This is a genomic window from Bifidobacterium dentium JCM 1195 = DSM 20436, from assembly GCF_001042595.1.
Lineage (GTDB): Bacteria > Actinomycetota > Actinomycetes > Actinomycetales > Bifidobacteriaceae > Bifidobacterium > Bifidobacterium dentium.
On the sequence record NZ_AP012326.1, the window covers coordinates 485,120 to 505,820 of the forward strand.

Below are 20,701 nucleotides of genomic sequence, written 5' to 3' on the forward strand. Positions count from 1 at the left end.
TGCGGGAGCCTTGGCATACGCGCCTCCTTCTCGTGGTCTCCTACTCCTGACCTATGGCGATGCCTATCCGATAATCGTTGGAAAGCAAGGACTCGGTCCCGGCGACACGCATTGTTGAGAATCATTCTCATTTTGCGCTATGATGATTGCGATGCATAGGTTTGAGCAGGAAGAACATCATGAAGCGTATGGTACAAAGGGCGGTCTCGGTGGTTGCGGCGATCACCATGCTTTCGGCATTGGGTGCGTGCGGCGGCGGTCAGTCCGCGAATGGTTCCGATGAGGACGCCATCAACGTGGTGGCCTCCGTCAATCAATGGGGCACCGTGGCGAAGGCCTTGGGCGGTGGCAACGTCAACGTGACCAGCATCATCAATTCCACGAATGTGGAAGCGCACGACTATGAACCGACCACCGCGGACATCGCCAAGTTGCAGAAGGCGCAGGTGATCGTCGTCAACGGCGCCGACTATGACTCGTGGGCCGTGAAGGCGGCGAAGTCCACCAAGGCGAACGTCGTCAACGCGGCCGAGGTGAGTGGCAAGAAGAGCGGCGATAACCCTCATGTCTGGTTCTCCGCGCAAGTGCGCGAAGACACGGCCAAGGCGATCACCGCGGCCTACAAGAAGGCCGTTCCGAGCAAGGCCGATGATTTCGACAAGCTGTATGAGCAATGGCAGTCCAAGGAGAACGATCTCGCCAAGAGCATCGCCGAGGTCAAGAAAACCGCTGATGGGCTGACCTATGCGGCGACTGAATCCGTGGCCGATTATCTGGCGAGTGACCTTGGGCTGAAGGACGTGACGCCGACCGGTTATGCACAGGCCACCGCCAATGAAAGCGAACCGACGCCAACCGACATCAAGCAGTTCACCGACGCATTGGAATCCGGTGAGATCAAACTACTGGTCGTCAATACACAGGAGGAGACCGATCTGACCGGCAAGATCACGGACGCGGCGAAGTCCGCGAACGTGCCGATGGTGGAACTCACCGAACAGATGCCGGACAAGTATGATTCGCTGACTGCGTGGATGGAGGGTCTGATCGACGAATTCAGCGCGGCCATTCAGCAGGCGGGCTGATGCTCGTCCCTGCCGCGGTCGGTTTGGGTCGGGTCGGCAAGTCCCCGCCGGCCGTACGCATGAACGCGTCGTGAATGCAACAGTGCACATAACGGTGCATATCAACATGGGCGACTCACCGCACGGTGGAGTCGCCCATGTCGTGTATTCGGAAGCGATCCGGACTTGGAACGCCCGAGGATGACTACAGAATCGCAGTCACTACGAAGTCCAGGATGAACAGGATCGCCACTACCCAGATCACCGGATGTACGTCCTTGGCCTGCTTCTTGCAGGTCTTGACGATGCAGTAGGTGATGAAACCGCCGGCGATGCCGTAGGAGATGGAGTAGCTGAACGCCATGAACACGGAGGCGAAGAACGCCGGAATGGCTTCGGAAATGTCGCCCCACTCGATTTCCTTGAGCGAGGAGGCCATCATGCAGCCGACCACGACCAACACGCCTGCGGTTGCGGCGCTCGGCACGGCGGAAATGACCGGGGACAGGAATGCGGACAGGGCGAAGCAGACGGCTACGACCACGGAGGTCAGACCGGTGCGGCCGCCGGCGGCGATGCCTGCGGAGGACTCCACGTAGGTGGTGGTGTTCGAGGTGCCGCAGATGGCGCCGATGGAAGTGGCGATGGAGTCGGCGAACAGGGCCTTATCCATCTTGGAGGAGAAGCCGGAGCCGTTCTCAAGGGCCTCTTCGTCAGCGGCGGAGAAGATGCCGGTGCGGCGTCCGGTGCCGATGAAGGTGCCGATGGTGTCGAAGGTGTCGGACATGGAGAACGCGAAGATGGTCAGAATGATCATCGGCAGCTTGGCCACGTCGGAGAACAGCGCCGGGAAGCCGTCGGCGGTGAAGATCACGCCGAAGGTCTGCGGCAGCTGGGCGAAGGTCTCGGAGATGGACACGGAGTTGGCCATGGTGGTCTGACTCATCGGGATGCCGATGATGGCGGTCAGGGCGATGGCGAGCAGCATGCCGCCGCGTACCTTGAGTACGGTGAAGGCCACGGCCAACAGCAGACCGATGAGGAACAGCCAGATGGTCGTATTGTTCATGACGGCCAGGCCGGGGGTGGCCTGTACGGTGTCGCCGCTCTTGGCGTCGGCCTTGGTGGTGAAGGTGAAGAAGCCGACGTTCAGGAAGCCGACGTAGGCCACGAACAGGCCGATGCCGCCGCCGATGGCGTTCTGCAGCACTTCCGGGATGGCCTTGATGATCATCTTACGGATTTTGGTGACGGTGATGATGATGTTGATCAGGCCGCACAGGAACACCATGCACAGCGTCTGCTGCCAGGAGAAGCCGAGGCCGAAGCACACGGTGTAGGTGAAGAAGGCGTTCAGGCCCATGCCGGCGGCCTGCGCGTACGGAACGTTGGCGAACAGGCCCATCACGAGCGTGCCGATGATGGCCGCGATGATGGTTGCCAGGAACACGCCGCCCCACGGCATGCCGGTCTGCGACAGGATCTGCGGGTTGACGATGATGATGTACGACATGGCGAAGAACGTCGTCAGACCGGCCACGATTTCCGTGGATACGGTGGTGCCGTTCTCCTTCAGATGGAAGAACTTTTCCATATTCTCTATCTCTATCTTTCTTGGGTTGGTAGGAGCGGGCCGGCTTGTGCGGGGCTTGCTCCGGCGAGAATCGCGACTCGCCTGGAATCATAGGATTCCGAACGAGCCCAACCGTAGCACTTCCATGAGTCATGCACATTGCGTGAATCTTCCGAGAGAGGCTCGGGAGGCTCCTTCGGTTTTCGCTGGATTCCGATTGTCGGCCGGACACGACACGCCCGGAGCGGGTTAGTCCAGCGTCATCCGTAAGTTGTTCATCTGTAAACCACAGACCGTTGGTTGGAGTGTGCAAACACTCACGAAGTTTGGTTCGCCAAGCCAACGCAGGTTGAAGAACATACGCCCGTCAAGGGTATGCCGCTTAGCGGTCGAATGTTGCTCTGCCTGCGTGCAGGGCTTTTTGTTGCCCGGCAAGACGTTCCGAACCTCACAGTCAATGGCCGACTAAGGAAGGAACGCCATGAAGAGGCCCGAAAAGGAAGCGGTGGTCGCCCAGCTTACGGATAAGTTCCGTGACGCTGATGCTATCTACCTGACCGAGTACCGCGGGCTTACCGTTCCGCAGATCTCTGAACTGCGTGAAAAGCTAGGCCGCGATACTTCCTACACTGTGGCTAAGAACACGCTGATTCGCATCGCAGCCAAGGAAGCTGGCATCGAAGGTCTCGACGAGATCCTCGCCGGCCCGACCGCTGTGACCTTCGTGAAGGGTGACTTCATCGAAGCTGCGAAGACCCTGCGTGACTTCGCCAAGACCAACAAAGCACTGATCATCAAGGGCGGCTATGCTGATGGCACCGTCTACGATGCCGAAGGTGCTCAGAAGCTGGCAGACCTCAAGTCTCGCCCGCAGCTGCTCGCCGAATTCGCCGGCGACATCAAGGCTACGATGTCCAAGGCCGCGTACCTGTTCAACGCTCTGCCGACCAAGGCCGTGCGTACGATCGATGCGCTGCGCGAGAAGCAGGAAAAGGCTGCCTGATTTCACTGCGGCTCGCCGCGTGAATCGACAACTGAAAAGAAAAGATACAAATTTTAGGTGACGGTTACCTCTTCAATTTGACCCCGTCGCCAAGAATGAAAGGAAGCCATTATGGCTAAGTACACCAACGATGAGCTGCTCGAAGCTTTCGGTGAGATGACCCTGGTTGAGCTCTCCGAGTTCGTCAAGGCCTTCGAAGAGAAGTTCGACGTCGAGGCTGCCGCTCCGGCCGCCGTCGCCGTTGCCGCTCCGGGCGCTGCTGCTCCGGCTGAGGAAGAGAAGGATGAGTTCGACGTCATCCTGTCCGCCGTTGGCGACAAGAAGATCCAGGTCATCAAGGCCGTCCGCGCCATCACCTCCCTGGGCCTGGCCGAGGCTAAGGCTCTGGTCGACGGCGCTCCGAAGGCCGTTCTGGAGAAGGCCAAGAAGGAAGACGCCGAGAAGGCCAAGTCCCAGCTCGAAGAAGCCGGCGCTACCGTCGAGCTCAAGTGATTCGCGCGGCTTGAAGCCGCAATCACCACGCTTGGAGAAACCCCGTTTGCTGTATGGCAATCGGGGTTTTCCGCTATATGCGCAACCTTGGCAACCGTTGGTATGAGGCGGATTGCACGCGGTGGCTGTTCGCCGGTCGGGGAAACACAGGGTCGTCAAAGAGTGGGTGAGTATGGTGTGGCGGCGTGAACAGCAAGCAATCTCAAAAAACCAAAACCAAGAAGGATGCCGATGCCGAATATGCGGAAATGACACAGGGTCCGCTCCGCTCACTGATCATCAGGCTCGCCGTCCCGGCAATCATCTCCAATCTCGTAACCACCATCTACAGCCTGTCCGACACGTTCTTCATCGGACGTCTCGGTACCGCGCAATCTGGCGCCATGGGCATCGCCTTCAGCGTGATGACCGTAATCCAGGCCATGGGATTCTTCTTCGGCAATGGCGCCGGTAATTCCATGAGTCGCGAGCTTGGCAAACACAACGACGCACGTGCGGCCAGACTGCTCTCCGTCGGGTTTGTCGGAGCCCTTGCCTCAGGCCTGGTCATCACCGTGGTCGGATTGGCCACGCTACACCCGCTGGTGCGCATGCTCGGGGCGACTCCTACGATCGAGCCATACGCCGTAACGTATCTGATACCGCTGCTCGTCGCAGCTCCGATGATGTGCGGATCCTTCGCCTTGAACTGCCTGCTGCGCTATCAGGGCCTCGCTTCGCTCGCCATGATCGGATTGGTCACCGGTTCGGTGCTGAATCTCGTATTGGAACCGGTATTCATCTTTCTGCTGCACATGGGCATGTTCGGCGCCTCATTGGCGACGGCGATCTGCCAGACCATCAGTTTCGTCATTCTTGCAGCGCTCGGCATGACATACGGCGTGGTACATTTCTCGTTGCGGCAATGCCGGATTACCGTTCCGCTCGCCCGCGAGATCGCCGGTGGCGGACTGCCTTCCATGATTCGCAACGCGGCCGGCACGCTCGCCGTCACCTGCGTGAACATCGCCGCCAATCCGTTCGGTGACGCGGCCATCGCCGGTATGGCCATCGTCATGCGCATCATGCTTGGCGCGAACTCCATCATGATCGGTCTTGGACAGGGCTTCCAGCCCGTTTGCGGGTATAACTACGGCGCCGGCCTCCATCAACGGGTGATGAAGGGATTTTGGTTCTGCGTGAAGGTCGCGACCATCGCGATGCTTGCCTTCGCCGCGATCATATGGATTACGGCACCCGATCTGGTGCGCGTCTTCCGTGACGATGCCGCAGTGGTGACGGTCGGTACCGCCGCGCTTCGGTTCCAATGCTGCACATTGGCGTTGAACGGATACAACATGATGGCCAACACCATGCAGCAGACCATCGGCAAAACCGTTGCCGCCTCCTTCCTTGCCTTCTGCCGTTTGGGACTGTTCCTCGCGCCGACCGTGCTCATCCTGCCGCATGTGTTCGGCATCACCGGAGTGGAATGCGCCCAGTGCGTCTCGGATGTGCTGACGTTGATCTGCACCATTCCGGTGCACAGGCGCATCCTTGACGGATTGAAGCAATCGTAAATCGCGCTCTGAGCGGTCCGGAGGGCGAAAGTCACCACTACAATGGGGGAAATAGGCGGAAGTTGTCAATTTGACGCGTCATAATCCTCCATAACATGGTGAAGCATGACACAATGGCAGTAGTGTTGTGTGCGAAAGGAAGGCCGGAACGGTGAGCGAAGATCAACGAACGGCGCAGCAGTGGATCGTCGGGGTCGGTGAAAGCGACCTGAAAACGGTGAAATCCGGCGAAAGCGTCGAACTTGGACGCAAACCGCTGCGGCCGCTGGCGGATGACGGATATTCCCGTCTCGATATCGCGGATTCCAACAAGTCGATGTCGAAGCGTCATGCGGTGTTCGCCGTGGACGATAACGGCACCGCGACCATCCGTGATCTGAACTCCACCAACGGTTCGTTCGTGGTACGTCCGAACGGTGAACTGATGCGCCTGCCCTCCGATGTCGATTTCATGTTGCCGAGCTCGCCGATCACCATGCAGTTCGGTGATGTGAAGGTCACGTTCCGTCGTGAGCGAGTCGCTGCCGATGCCGAAGCGAAGCCGGCGGTGGCCGATCTGTTCGATTATGCGCTTGCCGATGAGGGACCGCAGGAGCCCGATGCGGCCGACATGTCGGTGGATGACATTCTAAATCTGCGTGCCGGCGAACCGACCGCGCTGTTCAACGCCCGTAATGTGGCCTCTCGCGTGGACGCGCTGCATAAGGCCGAGCGGCAATCCTTTGCGCCGGTACGCGCCGGCGAGGCCGAATATGAAGTACTGCCGTCGGTATCGCTGGTGCAGCCGCAGGATGAGGCGCACGATGATGCTCCGCGCGATTTGTTCGCCGATGCGCAGGCGGAAGCCGATGCGCGAGCCGAACGGGATCGGGAGGACGTCGAGCTGACCGACGCCATCGACCGTGCCAAGGCGCAGGCCGCCACCGTACAGGGCGTCAATGAGGCATTGGCCGCCGATGCCGCGAAGTCGGATGCGCTCGCACAATTGAAGTCCGACACCATTGCCGTGAATGACCTGTTCGGTGCCAGGAATGCCGATCGGCAGCAGGATGAGTCCGATGCCCGGCAGGATTCGCTGAATCTGCCGGAACATGGGCAAGACGAAGAGCAGAGCGAACCGACCCAAGAGCGGCAAGAGGAGCCGGTCGAACCCGTCGAACAGTCACAGCCGGTGCAGGAGACGGTCGCCGAGCGGGCTGAGCAGGCCGAATCATCCGACCGATCCGACGATGAGCGGCCTCAGGTAAGCGCCGACGACGAACGATTCCGCCCGTCGGCGTCACAGAACGATATCGAGCCGTCCATCGACGCGACCGTGACGTTCACTCCGGTATTCGAACCGGGATCCGTATTCGATCGCGTGTCCAAAGGTGGTTTCGTCAAGCAGGAGCAGACCATCGAGGTCGACGGCCTGACCTCCGATGAAGCCAAACGTACCGATGACTTCACCGTGCAGTTCGAGATGGCACGCCATCCGCAGTTGTTGCCGTTCCTCGCCATGAACCCGTCGCTGTACGATGATCTGTACGCATGGCTGTCGGCATTGGGCAATCAAGATATCGACGCAGCCCTGTCTCGCAATCCTGGGTATGCGGAATACCGTAAAGCGGTAGGGAAGTGAGTCAACACATGAGCGAAAGCAATGAGCGGTCCACCACTGCGCTGGACCGCATTCGCGGCTGGCGTGAGCAGTACCGTCTGGGATTGTCGCCTTCCCCGCTTGAAGACGTGACGCAACTGACCGCGCAGCTGGACCTGACGCATGCCCACCCCTCCGGCATCGCGCAACTGTTCGCCAGCGGGCATGTCACGTTGGATTCGCTGTTTCGCGACAACGGCATGCTGCGTGCGGCCGGCCGCCGCGTGGAACGCGTGATTGACGATCGTGAGACGAAAAGCCGTATCAGCGGTGTGGGCGAACTGTCGCTGGTCGTGGGCGTGGCCACATGGAAGGGCAATCAGGTACCGGTGCTCATGTACCCGGTCGAAGTGCGCCGGACCGGCAAAACCGCCGAAAGCGGCACCACCATCGCCTTTACCGGCCGCGTACGCCTGAACGCCTCCTTCGCCGCCGTCATGCGTGAACATAACGTTGCCCTTGATGAGGCCAAGCTGTTCGATGGCTCCAACTACGAGAGCGGCACTCCCGAAACCTCGGCGGTGTTCTCCGCCATCACCGCGCGCGCGACTTCGGCATTCCCGGATTTCGAGATTGAGCGTCATATCATTCTCGGATGCTTCATGGATCCGTCCACACAGATGCTGGTGGAAAGCCAGAAGATCATCGACCAGTTGGCGCAGGGACCTACCGGCAATACCGTGCTGGACGCGCTCGCAGGAGACAAGGCCGCCCGTGACGCGCTGAACAATGCCGATATCGCCGAATACAGCCCGTTTGATGGCGATCCGCACGGTGAATATGAGGTCGGCGATGTCAGCAACACCGTTCGCTACGCCGCACAGATTGCCGCTTCCGGGCATTCGCTGTTCGTTGACAGTTCCATCGGCAACAACACAGCCGAACAGGCCGCAGCCATCGCCTCGCGTTGCGTGATGAGCGGCCGGTCCGTGCTGTATGTGCCGTGCGTCACCAATCAGCGGCGTCGTTTTGCGCAGGCCATCAACGCCAATGAGATGGGCGGGCAACTGCTCGACATCGCCGACGACGGCGCCAACGCGGCCATCGACCGCCAGCTGATTGCGGCGGTCGGATTCCAGTCGGGCGTCGCCACCTCTCGTTTCGATCAGTTGGCGGACGAACTGGTGGGCGTACGTTCCCGCCTGACCCGATACTTGGGCGATCTGCACGGGGTCAGCCAGGAATGGGGCGTTTCCGCCTACCAGACCATTCAGAACCTGGCACAGATCGCCGTGTTGCCCACGCGTCCGACCACGCATGTGCGCCTGAGCAAGCAGGCTGCCCACGCCATCAGCGACAAGATGGAGGATTGGGCCGTCAAGATGCAGCGCGCCGGCGAACTTGGCGAATATTCGATCACCGAAAAGGACACCGCCTGGTTCAAGGCCTCCATCTATTCCGAGGAAGAGGCCGTCAGTGCTCATCAGCGCGTGGTCGAACTGCTGCGCAAGGTGCTTCCCGCCACCCGTGAACAGGTGGCCAGCACCGTGCAGACCTGTGGTTTCCCGATTCCGACCACCGCGCAGGAGTGGGGCCGCCAGGTCATGGTGCTCAAGAATCTGCGCCGCGTGCTTGACGTGTTCCAGCCGGAGATCTTCGAACGTGACATCGTCTCCATGATCGAGGCCACCAAGCCGAAGGCCGAGCGCAAGGCCGAAGGCAGCTCCATGGGATTCTGGGAGCGCCGCCGCCATATCAAGGAAGCCAAGGGCCTGCTACGTGTCGGCGCACAGGTGGAGAACCTGCATGACGCCTTGCAGGTGGTGGCCAAGCAGTCGGAACAGTGGCACATGTTCGTGCCGCACGGTGGTTGGCCGGTGCTGCCCGCCAAGCTTGACGACATTTTGGAAACCCAGGACGAGCTGACCCGCGATATGACGGCCCTGAATACGATTCTGGCCACCACGCCGATGGGCGGCAGCTTGGAGACCGTGGACTTCAATCAGGTCGAGGAGCGTCTCAAAGCCCTGTACGACGATCATCAGTCGCTTGACACCCTGCCGGAGCGTGCCCGTCTGGAACGTGAATTCCATGACATCGGGCTTGACGAGTTGGTGGAGGATCTACGCAATCGCGGCATCGACGACAATGCCGTGGCCGGCGAACTGCAGCTGGCTTGGTGGACCACGGTGTTCGAAGACATCGTGCGTTCCTCCGCGATCATCTCCAACCAGGACGGTTCGGCTCTGCAGGCCGCAGCGGATCGATTCGCCCAGGTGGATGTGGAGCATGTGCGCTCCGTCGGGCCCATGGTGGCGCAGGAATCCATGCGCCGGCTGTGCGACATGCTGTTCTCCCGCACGCAGGAGGCCAATCTGCTGCATACCACGCTTGCCGGTTCCCGCAGCGTGTCGTTGAATCGCCTGCACAAGGAGCATGCCCAGATCCTCGCCGCGGCCAAGCCGATTCTCATGGCCACCCCAGCCACGCTTGCCGCGGTCACCGATCCCGCTCCTCTTGCCGATGTGGTGATCGTCGATGCGGGTGCGCATATTCCGTCCGTGGAATTGATGAGCATCGTCTGCCGTGCGCAGCAGGTCGTGGTGATCGCGCATCGCGAAACCGTCACCTCCGACAGCGTACGGTCGCTGATCGCACTGCTGCCGAGTGTGAAGATCGCCGACCGTCCGGTTCGTCGTGCGCCGAAACTCGGTGCCTTCCTCGAATCCGAAGGTTATGGATCGCTGTCGCTTGACGTGGCTCGTGAGGGTTCTCAGGGCGAAGTCGCCTACCATTACATCGAAGAGGCCAACGGCGTGCCCGTCATGACCTCCGGACTGGTGGAGAGCAGCCAGCAGGAGATCGACGAAGTGGTTCGCATCATCACGCAGCGTGCCGCCTCGTTCACCATCGTGCCCGCCTCCTACACCCTGACGGTGGTGGCGCTCACCCATACGTTCCGTACCCGATTGGGGGCCGAGCTCAAGGCGATGGCCACCAAGAACAAGGCGATGGGACTGTTCCTGCGCCATGTACGTATCGTGGACATCACCGATGTCGCCGGAGCCCACACCACCGACGCCATAGTGGCGATGTGCTATGCGAAGACCTCGCATGGCCGCCTGTTGCAGCAGTTCGGTGCGCTTGAAGCCGAAGGCGGCCGCGGCATGTTATTGGATGCGCTGGCCGTTGCCGATCGTCATGTCGATATCGTCTCCGCATTCTCCTCGACGGACATGGATGACGAGCGCCTGCACCAATCCGGTCCGAAGATGCTCAAGACCGTGCTGCGCTGGGCCGAGCAGCTTGACGATCGTCCGGTACGCCCGTCGGAGAACGAGTCCGGCACCAACATCCTGTTCAACGACTTGGCCGACCGTATTCGTGCCCGTGGCCTGAAGGTCGCCGTCGATTACGGATTCGATCGCGGTACCAGGCTGCCGCTGGTCGTGGGATTGCCCGACAAGCCGTTCTCGTTGGCCGTGCTGACCGATGATGCCCAGTTCATGGGACTGCAGTCCACCAGGCAACGCCACCGCGTACTGTTGCAGGACATCGAATCGTTGGGATGGTCCGTGATGACCGTGTGGAGCGTCGGCGCGTTCGTCAATCCCGATAAGGAAGTCGACCGTATCGTGGCGCGTCTGAGCGATATCTACCAGGAGGGCAAGTGAGCGAAGCGGCTTCCGACAAGGAGCGTTCCGGGCAGGAGTCCGTCGACGGTCCGGCCGTACGAGTGGTATCCGGATACTGCGCATCTCGTCGCACTCCGCGCAAACATAAGCGTGTGGTACGACAGGGCACCGAGCTCTTCGATGCCGATGGCGTAAAGCTCGAACCGTCGGACGTGCTCACCGACCGGCAGCGTGCGGCGGATGACGACAAACGCATCCTCACCGAACTGCCCCCTCACTGGGGCGTCTTCTCCGAACGCGGTCATTGATCCCGGTCGTCCGCCCAGGTCGTTCCGGACGGGCAAGACGCGGCGCGTGAGTCGAAGCTACCGGGTGACGGCAATGATGGCGGCATACTCCTGTACTTGCAGCACGGCCGCCGCTTCATCCGGCGACATGGCGAACGTCGCCGTGGCCATGCCATTGGCGTCTTTGGCGGGCTTGCCGATCACCGTCGCCCGTGACGCAAGCTCGCGCAGCGCTCCGCCATCATCGCCGGCATCTCCTTGCGCAGGCACGGCGCCGGAAAGCGTCACTTCATCGCCGACGTCGAGCTCGTCGATGGAGCTGGCCAATCGCACGTCGACCGCCGTATGGCCTTGCGGAATCATGGGAGAGGCGCGTGCCATCGTTGCCGTGACGATGCCGCCGTCGGGAATGTCGATTTGCGCGACCATGCCCGTAACGTCATCAATCGTATGGAATGCGTTATTCCAGGCGGCATCGTATGGGATGTCTCTTACGGCGACGACGGAGGCCGTGATCGTGTCGCCGCGGCGGATGCGTTGGGTCGTCACGACTGCGGGACGGGTTTCAACCGTCGACCGCAGGCACTGCAATCCCAGGAACACCGCCAATCCCGCGCATAATGCAGCCAACAGGCGGCGCAATCGTGCGCTCCGAAGCGGATTCCTGGCCAGGCGGCGCATGGACGGCTGATTCGTCAGATTATGCAAACAGGTCATCATGCGAGCATGATGACCTGTGGGAATATGATCGCGCAAGCCGGATCAGGGGTTGTGGTCGAAGGATGGGGGTTATCCACATCATCGGCGTGTCGCGCCTGGCTCCGGGGCCCTGTCTACTTGGATTTATCCGTGCGGTAGAAGCCGGAACCCTTGAATTCGATCGGAACGGCGGAATAGACCTTACGCACCTGCTCCTCGCCGCACTTCGGGCACACGGTAATCGGGTCGTCGCTGAACGACTGCTGTTCGGTGAAATCGTAATTGCAGTTCTTGCAACGGTAATGATAGGTAGGCAACGGTTTTCCTCCACAACTTCAAACGGGGTTCACACGGGTTTCGTAACGTGACCATATCCTAGTACGCGCCCTGAGACGGCTTGATGGGGCATTTCACAGAATGTGCGCAGGCGATGCGTGACCGTCGCGTTCATCGAATGGCCATGTACCCGTCCGGGGTGAGCGCCGCATCGACGGGAACGTCGTGCGGCTCGTGCGGTATCGGCGTGCTTGTGGTCTCCCACGGCCAGCAGATCGCCACTACTCGCGCCTTGGCCGCCTTGTATTCCAGTGCGCGGTCGTACCAGCCGCCGCCACGGCCTAGGCGAATGCCGGATGGGTCCACCGCGAAGGCCGGTACGATGATCAATTCGGCATCGCTGAGCGTGTCTGGCCCGCCGGAGGGACTATCCGGTTCCTGCGGACGGCGCGTATTCGGCGAACCGTCATCGCCGCGAACGCTGCGCAACCCTTCCAGATCGTCGAGTTCGCTCCATCCGATGGTCATGCCGGATCCCAATCGGGGCACCAGTACGCGGCATTGCGCGTCAAGCAACGCCTGCAGCAGCGGGGCCATCGCAATTTCGCTACCCATGGAAACGAAGGCGGCCACCGTGGCGAAAGGGTGAATCAGACCTTCGTCACAGGCATGCAGGGCTATGCGCCGGCCGGCCTCGAGGCGTTCCTCGGGTGTGGTGCGTTTGCGTGCGGCGATGGCCTGATGGCGCATGGCCTGTTTCATGGAGCGCAGTCGTTCGGCTGCCTCCGGGGGCTCGGTCGCTTCGGTCGTGTCCATATCGCCTGTTGTATCACGACATGTTGTATGGAACGTGACGGCGGGGCGGTGGGTGGCACAATAGGTGCGTGACCGTTTTCCAAGCATTCCGCGACATGATATGTCCCATACGGGCCAATGCCATCGCCGTGCCGCAGTTCATACAGTCGCAGGCACTGCAGGTACCGATCCGGCTGCGTCCGCTTACTGCGGATGATGACGACGAATGGAATGAGGTGCGCTGGCGCAACGATGCCTGGTTGCGTCCGTGGGAGTCGGGCGATCCGTTGCACGGCCAGTCGATGTCGTTCGATATGTGGATACGGCGGTTGCGCAGTAACGAGCGTGACGGCACCGGGGTGGTGTTCGTCATGGAACATCAGCGGCGCATCGTCGGCCAGATTTCGCTCGGAGCGATTTGCTACGGCGCGATGCGTACCGGCGTAGTCGGGTATTGGGTGGATGAACGTTGCGCTGGGCGTGGATTCGCGCCGATGGCAGTGACGTTGTTGGCGGATTGGGCCATGTTCGACCCCGACGGGCCGCACCTGCATCGGCTGGAAATTGCACTGCTGCCCGAAAACGCCCGTTCCAGACGTGTCGCCGTCAAGGTAGGGGCGCATTTCGAGGGGGTGCGCCGCGCCTACATGTATGTCAATGGGCGGTGGCGCGATCATGAGACCTACGCCATGACATCCGAGGACGCCCCCAACGGTTTCACGGCCAGGCTGATGACTGCGTAGGCCCGACACGCCCGAAACGGATGTGGCCAGATTGTCAGAAAGTCACCTATTCTTGTGACCTATGGGTTATGAGTCGTTAAGCACGGTGGTCGTGCTTGCGATTGTCGTGATTCTCATGGTTGGATGGCTGCCCCGACGGACGGTCAAAGGCATGAAGCGAGTGATCGAACATCGCGAAGACCGGTTTTCGCCGTCGTTGCATCTTGTGGATGCCGATAGCGGGACGAGGTTCTCCGACGTGAGCACGCCGCAGGCGAAAGGGGCTATAATGCAGTCTTCCGAGGCTCAGGGGGGCAGGATGTCCGAAGAGCATATCGCCCAAGTGCGCACCCTTCGCCGAGCTGCGATCCGGCGACGTCGAATCATCGTCGTTGCGCTGGCCGTGACGACGATTGCGGTGATCGTCGCAGCGGTTGCGTTGCATTTCAGCGCATGGTTCGCGCTTATTCCGGCGGTCATGCTGGTTGCGGTGATGGCCCTTGGCGTGCGTGCCGCCAAGCAGGCGAGGGATTGGGAGCAGAAAGTCGCCCGATATCGTTCCCGGATGAGGAAGCAGGCCGCCGCCGAACGTGAGCGTGCGCGTGCCGAGCAGGCGGAACGTAGGAGACTGCATGATGCGGAACTGGCCGAAGCGCGCAGGATTGCCGAAACGCAGGTTCCGACCGATGTGATGCCGGAAGGGGAGATTCGCCAGGCCGTCGAACGCGGCAAGGCGGACCGTGATCGTGCGTTGAACAAGCGCAAGCAGGAGGCCGCGGCGAAGGTCGAGGTTGCGCCGGAAGCCACTCCGGACCGGCGGAACGCCGGTCTGTCCATTCATGACGAACGTGACAAGCAGCAGGATATGGCTGAACATGCCGAGGACAAGCCGGTTTCCAAGGAGATTTCCGTACCGGACCAATCCTCACAGGATTTGATTTCGTTCTCGCTGGGAGCTCCGCGCAACGGTGTGGAGGTCAGGCAGGCAGTGCCGGAAAGCATGGAAATCAAGTCCACCAGGCAGGTCGCCAAGGCCATACCGCCGGTCAGGCCGGTTGAGCAGGCCGAACCCGTCGAACCGTTGATCGTGCCTTCCGATGCCATGAGCGACATGGATGAAGATGAGAGCGGGGCGCGTGTCGAGGCTGGCGTGCAGCTCAACGAGGTCAGTGTCAAGGACTTTCATGATACGGAGGTCAGTGCCGAGGTGACGGCTCCCGATGCCACCTCCGATTCGCTTGGCACCGGTTTGGAAGCCATTCTGGCCCGTCGTGGCGCGTGAGGCGCATAAACGTGTCGAAGCCTGAAACCGCATGGTTTCAGGCTTTTTCATAGGGTTTCTCTCTCAGCATTAGCACTCGAGTTGGCAGAGTGCTAATAATCGCGCTAGAGTATATCCCAGCGCGAAAAGGACGACGCCGTAAGTGATCGTCAGCCTCTTGCTAGCGGGTCCCGGCGCGGTAAGTATCGATTTCTCTTAAGAAAGAGGAGGTCCACAGTGTCGATCTCACTCACACCGTTGGAAGACAAGATCATCGTCAAGCAGGCGGAAGCCGAGACCCAGACCGCTTCCGGTCTGTTCATCCCGGACAACGCCAAGGAGAAGCCGCAGCAGGGCGAAGTCCTGGCCGTCGGCCCGGGCCGTCGTAACGACGCCGGCGAGCGCATTCCGGTCGACGTCAAGGTCGGCGACAAGGTGCTGTACTCCAAGTACGGTGGCACCGAAGTGCACTATCAGGGTGAGGATTACCTCATCGTGGCCGCCCGCGATATTCTGGCCATCCTCGGCTGAGCGTAGCGTAGCGCCGTTTGTTCATGGCGAAGCCCCGTTCCTGTGTGGGAACGGGGCTTCGCTCGTTTTGTGGCTTCTGTGTTGCGGTTTCTCGATCGGGAATCGCTATTCCATCAATCCGGCTTCCGTGAGTGCGTGGTCGATGTCTCGGATCAGATCGTCGGTGTCTTCGAGTCCGACTGCAAGGCGGAAGAAGCCCTGATGGAACTCCTGCGGGTACAGGTATTGGCGTTCGTCGTCCTCTCCGAGGAACACGATCAGGCTCTCGTCATGTCCGAGCGAGACCGCCGAGGTGATGACGTTGAGCTTGGAGACGAACCGGTTGTGGCCTTCGTGGTCCGTATTGAGCCCGAAGGCGAGTACGCCGCCGTATCCGGCCGCCGGGTGGGCCTTCTGGCTGGTTGCCACGGTGTGTCCCGGGTGTGATTCGAGTCCCGGATAGCTGACGAACCGTACCGCGTCGATCCGTTCGAGATGTTCGGCGATGGCCTGTGCCGAGGCGTTGTGCTGCTTCATGCGCAGCGGGAGCGTTACCGTGCCTCGGTTGATCAGCCATGCGTTGAACGGGCTGATGATGCCGCCGTAGTTGACCTGGGCGGTGAAGCGGATTTCGTCGGTTCGGGCCTTGGTGGTGGCTATCATGCCGCCGAGGGCGTCTCCATGGCCGTTGATGTATTTGGTGAGGCTCTCCACCACGATGTCCGCGCCGAGTTCCAGCGGGCGTACGTTGTACGGCGAATTGAAGGTGTTGTCCACGCTGACGAGGATGTCATGGCCAAGCCGTTCCTGCGCCTCGCGGGCGATTGACGTCACGCTCGCTATGTCGGTGACCTTCAGGGTCGGGTTGGCTGGCGTCTCCAGATGAACCAGCTTGGTGTTCGGCTTGATGGCGTTGAGTACGTTGGCCGGGTCGGAGGTGTCGACGATGGAGGTTTCGATGCCGTACTTCTCGGGCAGAATCTGGTTGAGGAGCCGGTATGCGGCGATGTATGTCGTGTCGGAGAAGATTGCATGGTCGCCCCGGTTGAGGAAGGTGGTGAAGGTGGCGGCGAGTGCGGCCACGCCTGAGGCGAGCACGACGGCGTCCTCGGCTCCTTCGAGATTGGCGAGTTTCGCCTCGAGATAACGCTGGTTCGGGTGTCCGTTGCGCGTATAGAGGTTCACGTCCGAGCTTGACCAGTTGATGTCGCTCGGGTCGTAGGGCAGTGCGTAGGCGTTGGCCAGGGTGATCGGCCGTCGGATCGCTCCGGTCTCCTTGTCCACGCCGTTGCCGAGGTGGATGGATTTGGTGCCGAAGCCGAGCGGCTGGTCGTCGAATGATTGTCCGTGGTGTACGAGTTCTGAAGTCATGGGAAAAGTCTTGCAGAGGCTCGTTTCGTTTTGGAGACGAACATGTTACGTAAAAAGCGCGGAATTCCAACGATTATGAGTGGTCCGGCCATGTGCGACACGCCGTATTTGCGTTTATCGGAGGGGTCGTGGCATACTAAACGGGTTGCCGGTTGGGGTTCAAACCAAACAGGCAGCACGGCGGATTTCCCAAGCGGTCAAAGGGAACTGACTGTAAATCAGTCGCCTCGTGCTTCAGTGGTTCGAATCCACTATCCGCCACGCCTCGATAGCTCAGTGGTAGAGCACTTCCTTGGTAAGGAAGAGGTCGTGAGTCCGATTCTCACTCGAGGCTCTCATGGCGGGATAGCTCAGCTGGCTAGAGCGTACGACTCATAATCGTAAGGTCAAGAGTTCGAGTCTCTTTCTCGCTACAAAGGCCGACGGCATGTCGGTATAGCAACGAACCACAAGAGGTGAACTAGATGGCAAGCAAGAGCGCCGACATTCGTCCGGGCATCACGCTGGCATGCACCGAGTGCAAGGAGCGTAACTACATCACGACGAAGAACCGCCGTAACACGCCGGATCGTCTTGAGCTCAAGAAGTTCTGCTCCCGCTGCGGCAAGCAGACCGTGCATCGCGAGACCCGCTGAGCGAGTTCAACACTTTCAAACCCGACCATTTCGGTCGGGTTTTTGTTATTCTGGAGCACTATGACAAGTTTTGCAGATCTCACCACCATCGGCGTTGGCGGGCCCATCGCCATCTTCCTTGAACCCACTTCGCGTGTCGGCGTCATCGAAGCCGTTGAAGATGCGGATGCCAAGGGACTGCCGTTATGCGTAATCGGCGGCGGCTCCAACATGCTGGTGGCCGACACGCCGTTCAACGGTGTGGTCGTTCGCGACGCACGCCGCAGCATCAACGTGCTCGACGAAGCCGCTCCGGTGGAGAACGGCGAGAGAATCGTACACGTCAATGCCGAAGCCGGCTGCAACTGGGACGATTTCGTGGATTTCTGCGTCGAACTCGGTCTGGAAGGCGTGGAGGGGCTGTCCGGAATCCCTGGAACCGTTGGCGCATCGGTGGTGCAGAACATCGGAGCCTATGGCCAGGAGGTCGGTTCCAGCGTGCGCAGCGTGGAGGTCTGGGACCGCAAGGAGAAACGTACCTGCGACCTCACCGCCGAAGATCTGCGCTTCGGCTACCGCATGAGTGCACTTAAGGCCAGCATGTATGCGGCTCCGGCTACGCCGGCCGACGAATTCTTCCCGACCCCCCGATATGTGGTGCTTTCCGTCACCTTCGCCCTGCACCATAGCGATACCGGAGTGGTCGGCTATGGTCAGCTCGCCAAGGCGCTTGGCGTCGAGGTCGGTGATCGTATGAATACCAAGGATATCCGCAACGCCGTGCTTGCGGTGCGTGCCGCCAAGGGCATGCTGGAGGATTCCCACCGCTACCTTGCCGAACCCATGCGCGGTACCAAGAAGGCCGGGCTGGTCGCCATCGCGCATGACGCGCAACGTACCCAGGCCGGCAATGACGAGCTGGATTTCAATCGCCATAGCTGCGGCAGTTTCTTCATGAACCCGATTCTGACGATCGAGCAGGCGGCCGCCCTTCCCGAAGATGCGCCTCGTTTCGACGCGACCCTGCCGGACGGCGAGCCGAGCGTCAAGACCTCCGCCGCATGGCTCATCGATCACGCCGGATTCCACAAGGGCTTCAAAACCGCCGCGACCGCGACCGCTGGCCTGTCCACGTTGCACACGCTGGCGCTGACCAATCGGGGTGGCGCCAGCGCGGCCGACATCGCCGACCTCGCCAAAACCGTGCAGGATGGCGTCGAAGCGGCTTACGGCATCCGCTTGGTACCCGAACCGGTCGTCATCGGCATGGATCTCAAGTGACGCCAATGTGACGGTATCGTTCTATACTTGCCCCTTGTCGAGAGCGGCCGGAATGACCGGCCGTATGGAGGAAGGGGATTGCGGTGAACGTATTCCGTAAGAAATCCGTCGAGCAAACCATTGCGGAAACAGGCGAGTCGGGGCGTTCCCTCAAACGTGACCTCACTTGGTGGGATTTGGCCATCATGGGCGTGGCCGTGGCCGTCGGAGCGGGCATCTTCTCCATCGGAGCCCAGGCTGCGGCTTTCCACGCCGGACCGGCCGTGATCATCAGCTTCCTGATCGCGGGCATCGTGTGCGGTGCGGCCGTAATGTGCTACGCCGAATTCGCATCGATGATTCCGGTGGCAGGTTCCGCCTACACCTTCACCTATACCACGGTGGGTGAGATCATCGCGTGGGTGATCGGTTGGGATCTGATTCTGGAAATGCTCATGGCGGGCTCCGTCGTCTCCAAATACTGGGGCGTGTACCTGAATGACTTCTTCCGGTTGATCGGCTGGAACATCAATACCAACATCGCCATCGGATCGTTCAACTTCGACGTGGCGCCGCTGATCATCGTAGCCTTCTTCACCGCGCTGCTCGTGCTCGGCACCAAGATCGGCGCCCGCGTGGATGGGGCGCTGACCGTGCTGAAGATCGCCATCGTACTGTTTGTGGTGGTCGTCGGATTCTTCTATATCAAGGCCGACAACTTCACTCCGTTCATCCCGCCGAGCGAGCCCGCCGCATCCTCTGATTCCGGCGTGAGCGCCGTGATGAACCAGCCGTTGTGGCAGTGGGCCACCGGCATGACCCCGAGCATCTATGGCGTGGCCGGCATCATTTCCGGCGCGGCGCTCGTGTTCTTCGCCTTCCTCGGTTTCGACGTGGTCGCCACCACGTCCGAAGAGGCCATTAACCCGAAACGAAACGTACCGTTGGGCATCGGCGTGGGCATGGGCCTGATCATCGTGCTGTACACGCTCGTCGCCATCGTCACCACAGGCATGGTCTCCTATAAGGATCTCGCCAAGCAGGCGAGTCCGTCGCTGGCCACCGCCTTCGAAATGGTCGGTGCCAACTGGGCCGCCAAAATCATCAGCTTCGGCATCGTGATCGGTCTGGCCACCGTGGTGATGGTGCTGCTGCTGGGGCTTACGCGCGTGGTGTTCGCCATGAGCCGTGACGGCTTGCTGCCGCGTGGATTGAGCCATACCGGCAAGCATGGCACTCCGGTCCGTCTGCAGGTCATCGTGGGCGTGGTCATGGCACTGATCGCCGCATGCTCCGACGTCGACGTGCTTGCCGACATGGTGAATATCGGCACGTTGTCGGCGTTTACGCTGGTCGCGATTTCCGTTCCGATCATGCGCAGAAAGCGTCCCGATCTGAAACGTACGTTCAGGATGCCCGGCAATCCGTGGATTCCGATTCTCATTGCACTCGCCAATGTGTGGCTGATGCTCAACCTGAGTGTGCTCACCTGGATCCGTTTCGTGGTATGGCTTCTGGTCGGTTTCGCCATCTATTTCGGCTACGGCTACCGTCATGCCTGTCTCGGCACCGGCGAATTGGATGTTGCCCGAGAGCAAGAGTAGTCTGGAACAGTCAAGTTTGTAAGGAGGTAACCATGCCGTACGTGATCGCTCAGCCTTGCGTCGATGTCAAAGACAAGGCATGTGTGGATGAATGCCCGGTTGATTGCATCTATGAGGGTTCCCGCTCCCTGTACATCAATCCGAATGAGTGCGTGGATTGCGGCGCATGCGAGCCGGTGTGCCCGACCGAGGCCATTTTCTATGAGGATGATCTGCCCGACGAGTGGGCTTGGTACAAGGATGCCGCCGTCAGCTTCTTCGCCGAGGTCGGCGATCTGGGCGGCGCTTCCGCAGCGGGTCCGATCGGTAAGGATCCCGAACAGGTGGCGGCACTGCCCCCTCAGAATCAGTGAGACTTTCCGTCTCCATTTGCTTTGTCGAAGGCCGTCACGTCGAG

Annotated in this window: 19 protein-coding genes and 3 tRNA genes; 17 read left to right on the plus strand and 5 right to left on the minus strand. The window is 60.6% G+C overall.

Translation table 11 applies throughout. The features are described from left to right. Positions 1–179: 179 nt before the first annotated feature. Positions 180–1,085, plus strand: a complete 906-nt coding sequence (locus BBDE_RS01895; RefSeq protein ID WP_003837440.1) for a metal ABC transporter solute-binding protein, Zn/Mn family — start codon at positions 180–182, stop codon at positions 1,083–1,085. A 184-nt stretch (positions 1,086–1,269) separates the two neighbouring features. Here the strand turns inward: BBDE_RS01895 and BBDE_RS01900 are convergent, their stop codons facing one another. Continuing rightward, the gene (locus tag BBDE_RS01900) at positions 1,270–2,658 is read right to left on the minus strand and encodes an NCS2 family permease (RefSeq protein ID WP_003837437.1); all 1,389 of its coding nucleotides are present in this window, start codon (positions 2,656–2,658) and stop codon (positions 1,270–1,272) included. A gap of 460 nt (positions 2,659–3,118) precedes the next feature. Here BBDE_RS01900 and rplJ point away from each other — a divergent pair, with 460 nt between their 5' ends. The 6 genes from rplJ to BBDE_RS01930 all read left to right on the plus strand — a co-directional run bounded on the left by rplJ (position 3,119) and on the right by BBDE_RS01930 (position 11,213). Further along, a complete protein-coding gene (gene rplJ / locus BBDE_RS01905; RefSeq protein ID WP_003837432.1) occupies positions 3,119–3,640 on the plus strand; it encodes a 50S ribosomal protein L10 in 522 nt (173 codons plus the stop codon). Between the two features lie 111 nt (positions 3,641–3,751). Continuing rightward, positions 3,752–4,132, plus strand: coding sequence for a 50S ribosomal protein L7/L12 (rplL, locus tag BBDE_RS01910; protein ID WP_003836061.1), 381 nt, complete (start codon positions 3,752–3,754; stop codon positions 4,130–4,132). 248 nt (positions 4,133–4,380) lie between these two features. Then, entirely contained in the window at positions 4,381–5,691 is a 1,311-nt protein-coding gene (locus BBDE_RS01915) for an MATE family efflux transporter (RefSeq protein WP_171843658.1), read from the plus strand. A gap of 151 nt (positions 5,692–5,842) precedes the next feature. Further along, the gene (locus BBDE_RS01920; RefSeq protein ID WP_228369740.1) at positions 5,843–7,312 is read left to right on the plus strand and encodes an FHA domain-containing protein; all 1,470 of its coding nucleotides are present in this window, start codon (positions 5,843–5,845) and stop codon (positions 7,310–7,312) included. A gap of 8 nt (positions 7,313–7,320) precedes the next feature. Then, positions 7,321–10,944: a helicase gene (locus tag BBDE_RS01925; RefSeq protein WP_003837427.1), complete on the plus strand. Its 3,624-nt coding sequence runs from the start codon at positions 7,321–7,323 to the stop codon at positions 10,942–10,944. Positions 10,945–11,006: 62 nt separating this feature from the next. After that, a complete protein-coding gene (locus tag BBDE_RS01930; RefSeq protein ID WP_175279300.1) occupies positions 11,007–11,213 on the plus strand; it encodes a hypothetical protein in 207 nt (68 codons plus the stop codon). A 57-nt stretch (positions 11,214–11,270) separates the two neighbouring features. Here the strand turns inward: BBDE_RS01930 and BBDE_RS01935 are convergent, their stop codons facing one another. The 3 genes from BBDE_RS01935 to BBDE_RS01945 form a co-directional block, all read right to left on the minus strand. Then, a complete protein-coding gene (locus tag BBDE_RS01935; RefSeq protein WP_003837424.1) occupies positions 11,271–11,912 on the minus strand; it encodes a flagella basal body P-ring formation protein FlgA in 642 nt (213 codons plus the stop codon). 113 nt (positions 11,913–12,025) lie between these two features. Continuing rightward, complete coding sequence (locus tag BBDE_RS01940; protein ID WP_003842662.1) at positions 12,026–12,208, minus strand: FmdB family zinc ribbon protein; 183 nt, start codon at positions 12,206–12,208, stop codon at positions 12,026–12,028. 130 nt (positions 12,209–12,338) lie between these two features. Beyond that, positions 12,339–12,983: a 5-formyltetrahydrofolate cyclo-ligase gene (locus BBDE_RS01945; RefSeq protein WP_003837419.1), complete on the minus strand. Its 645-nt coding sequence runs from the start codon at positions 12,981–12,983 to the stop codon at positions 12,339–12,341. 95 nt (positions 12,984–13,078) lie between these two features. On the opposite strand from BBDE_RS01945, the gene BBDE_RS01950 reads away from it, so the two are divergent. The 3 genes from BBDE_RS01950 to groES all read left to right on the plus strand — a co-directional run bounded on the left by BBDE_RS01950 (position 13,079) and on the right by groES (position 15,476). After that, positions 13,079–13,705, plus strand: coding sequence for a GNAT family N-acetyltransferase (locus BBDE_RS01950; protein WP_003837417.1), 627 nt, complete (start codon positions 13,079–13,081; stop codon positions 13,703–13,705). A 268-nt stretch (positions 13,706–13,973) separates the two neighbouring features. Continuing rightward, entirely contained in the window at positions 13,974–14,966 is a 993-nt protein-coding gene (locus tag BBDE_RS01955) for a hypothetical protein (RefSeq protein ID WP_230454331.1), read from the plus strand. 216 nt (positions 14,967–15,182) lie between these two features. Then, a complete protein-coding gene (gene groES / locus BBDE_RS01960) occupies positions 15,183–15,476 on the plus strand; it encodes a co-chaperone GroES (protein ID WP_003842657.1) in 294 nt (97 codons plus the stop codon). Between the two features lie 105 nt (positions 15,477–15,581). On the opposite strand, the gene BBDE_RS01965 is transcribed toward groES, so the two are convergent. Continuing rightward, on the minus strand, positions 15,582–16,826 hold the full coding sequence (locus tag BBDE_RS01965; RefSeq protein WP_003837411.1) for a trans-sulfuration enzyme family protein: 1,245 nt from the start codon (positions 16,824–16,826) through the stop codon (positions 15,582–15,584). A gap of 179 nt (positions 16,827–17,005) precedes the next feature. Between BBDE_RS01965 and BBDE_RS01970 the strand changes: the two genes are divergently transcribed. The 7 genes from BBDE_RS01970 (at position 17,006) to fdxA (ending at position 20,657) form a co-directional block, all read left to right on the plus strand. Further along, positions 17,006–17,087, plus strand: a tRNA-Tyr gene (locus tag BBDE_RS01970). Position 17,088: 1 nt separating this feature from the next. Further along, positions 17,089–17,160: transfer RNA gene (locus tag BBDE_RS01975), tRNA-Thr, on the plus strand. A gap of 5 nt (positions 17,161–17,165) precedes the next feature. After that, positions 17,166–17,239: transfer RNA gene (locus tag BBDE_RS01980), tRNA-Met, on the plus strand. A gap of 51 nt (positions 17,240–17,290) precedes the next feature. Continuing rightward, complete coding sequence (rpmG, locus tag BBDE_RS01985) at positions 17,291–17,461, plus strand: 50S ribosomal protein L33 (RefSeq protein ID WP_003807891.1); 171 nt, start codon at positions 17,291–17,293, stop codon at positions 17,459–17,461. Between the two features lie 60 nt (positions 17,462–17,521). After that, positions 17,522–18,721, plus strand: coding sequence for an FAD-binding protein (locus BBDE_RS01990; protein WP_012901874.1), 1,200 nt, complete (start codon positions 17,522–17,524; stop codon positions 18,719–18,721). Positions 18,722–18,804: 83 nt separating this feature from the next. Next, positions 18,805–20,304, plus strand: a complete 1,500-nt coding sequence (locus tag BBDE_RS01995) for an amino acid permease (protein ID WP_003837407.1) — start codon at positions 18,805–18,807, stop codon at positions 20,302–20,304. Positions 20,305–20,336: 32 nt separating this feature from the next. Continuing rightward, the gene (gene fdxA / locus BBDE_RS02000; protein ID WP_003837405.1) at positions 20,337–20,657 is read left to right on the plus strand and encodes a ferredoxin; all 321 of its coding nucleotides are present in this window, start codon (positions 20,337–20,339) and stop codon (positions 20,655–20,657) included. The last annotated feature ends 44 nt before the right edge of the window (positions 20,658–20,701 follow it).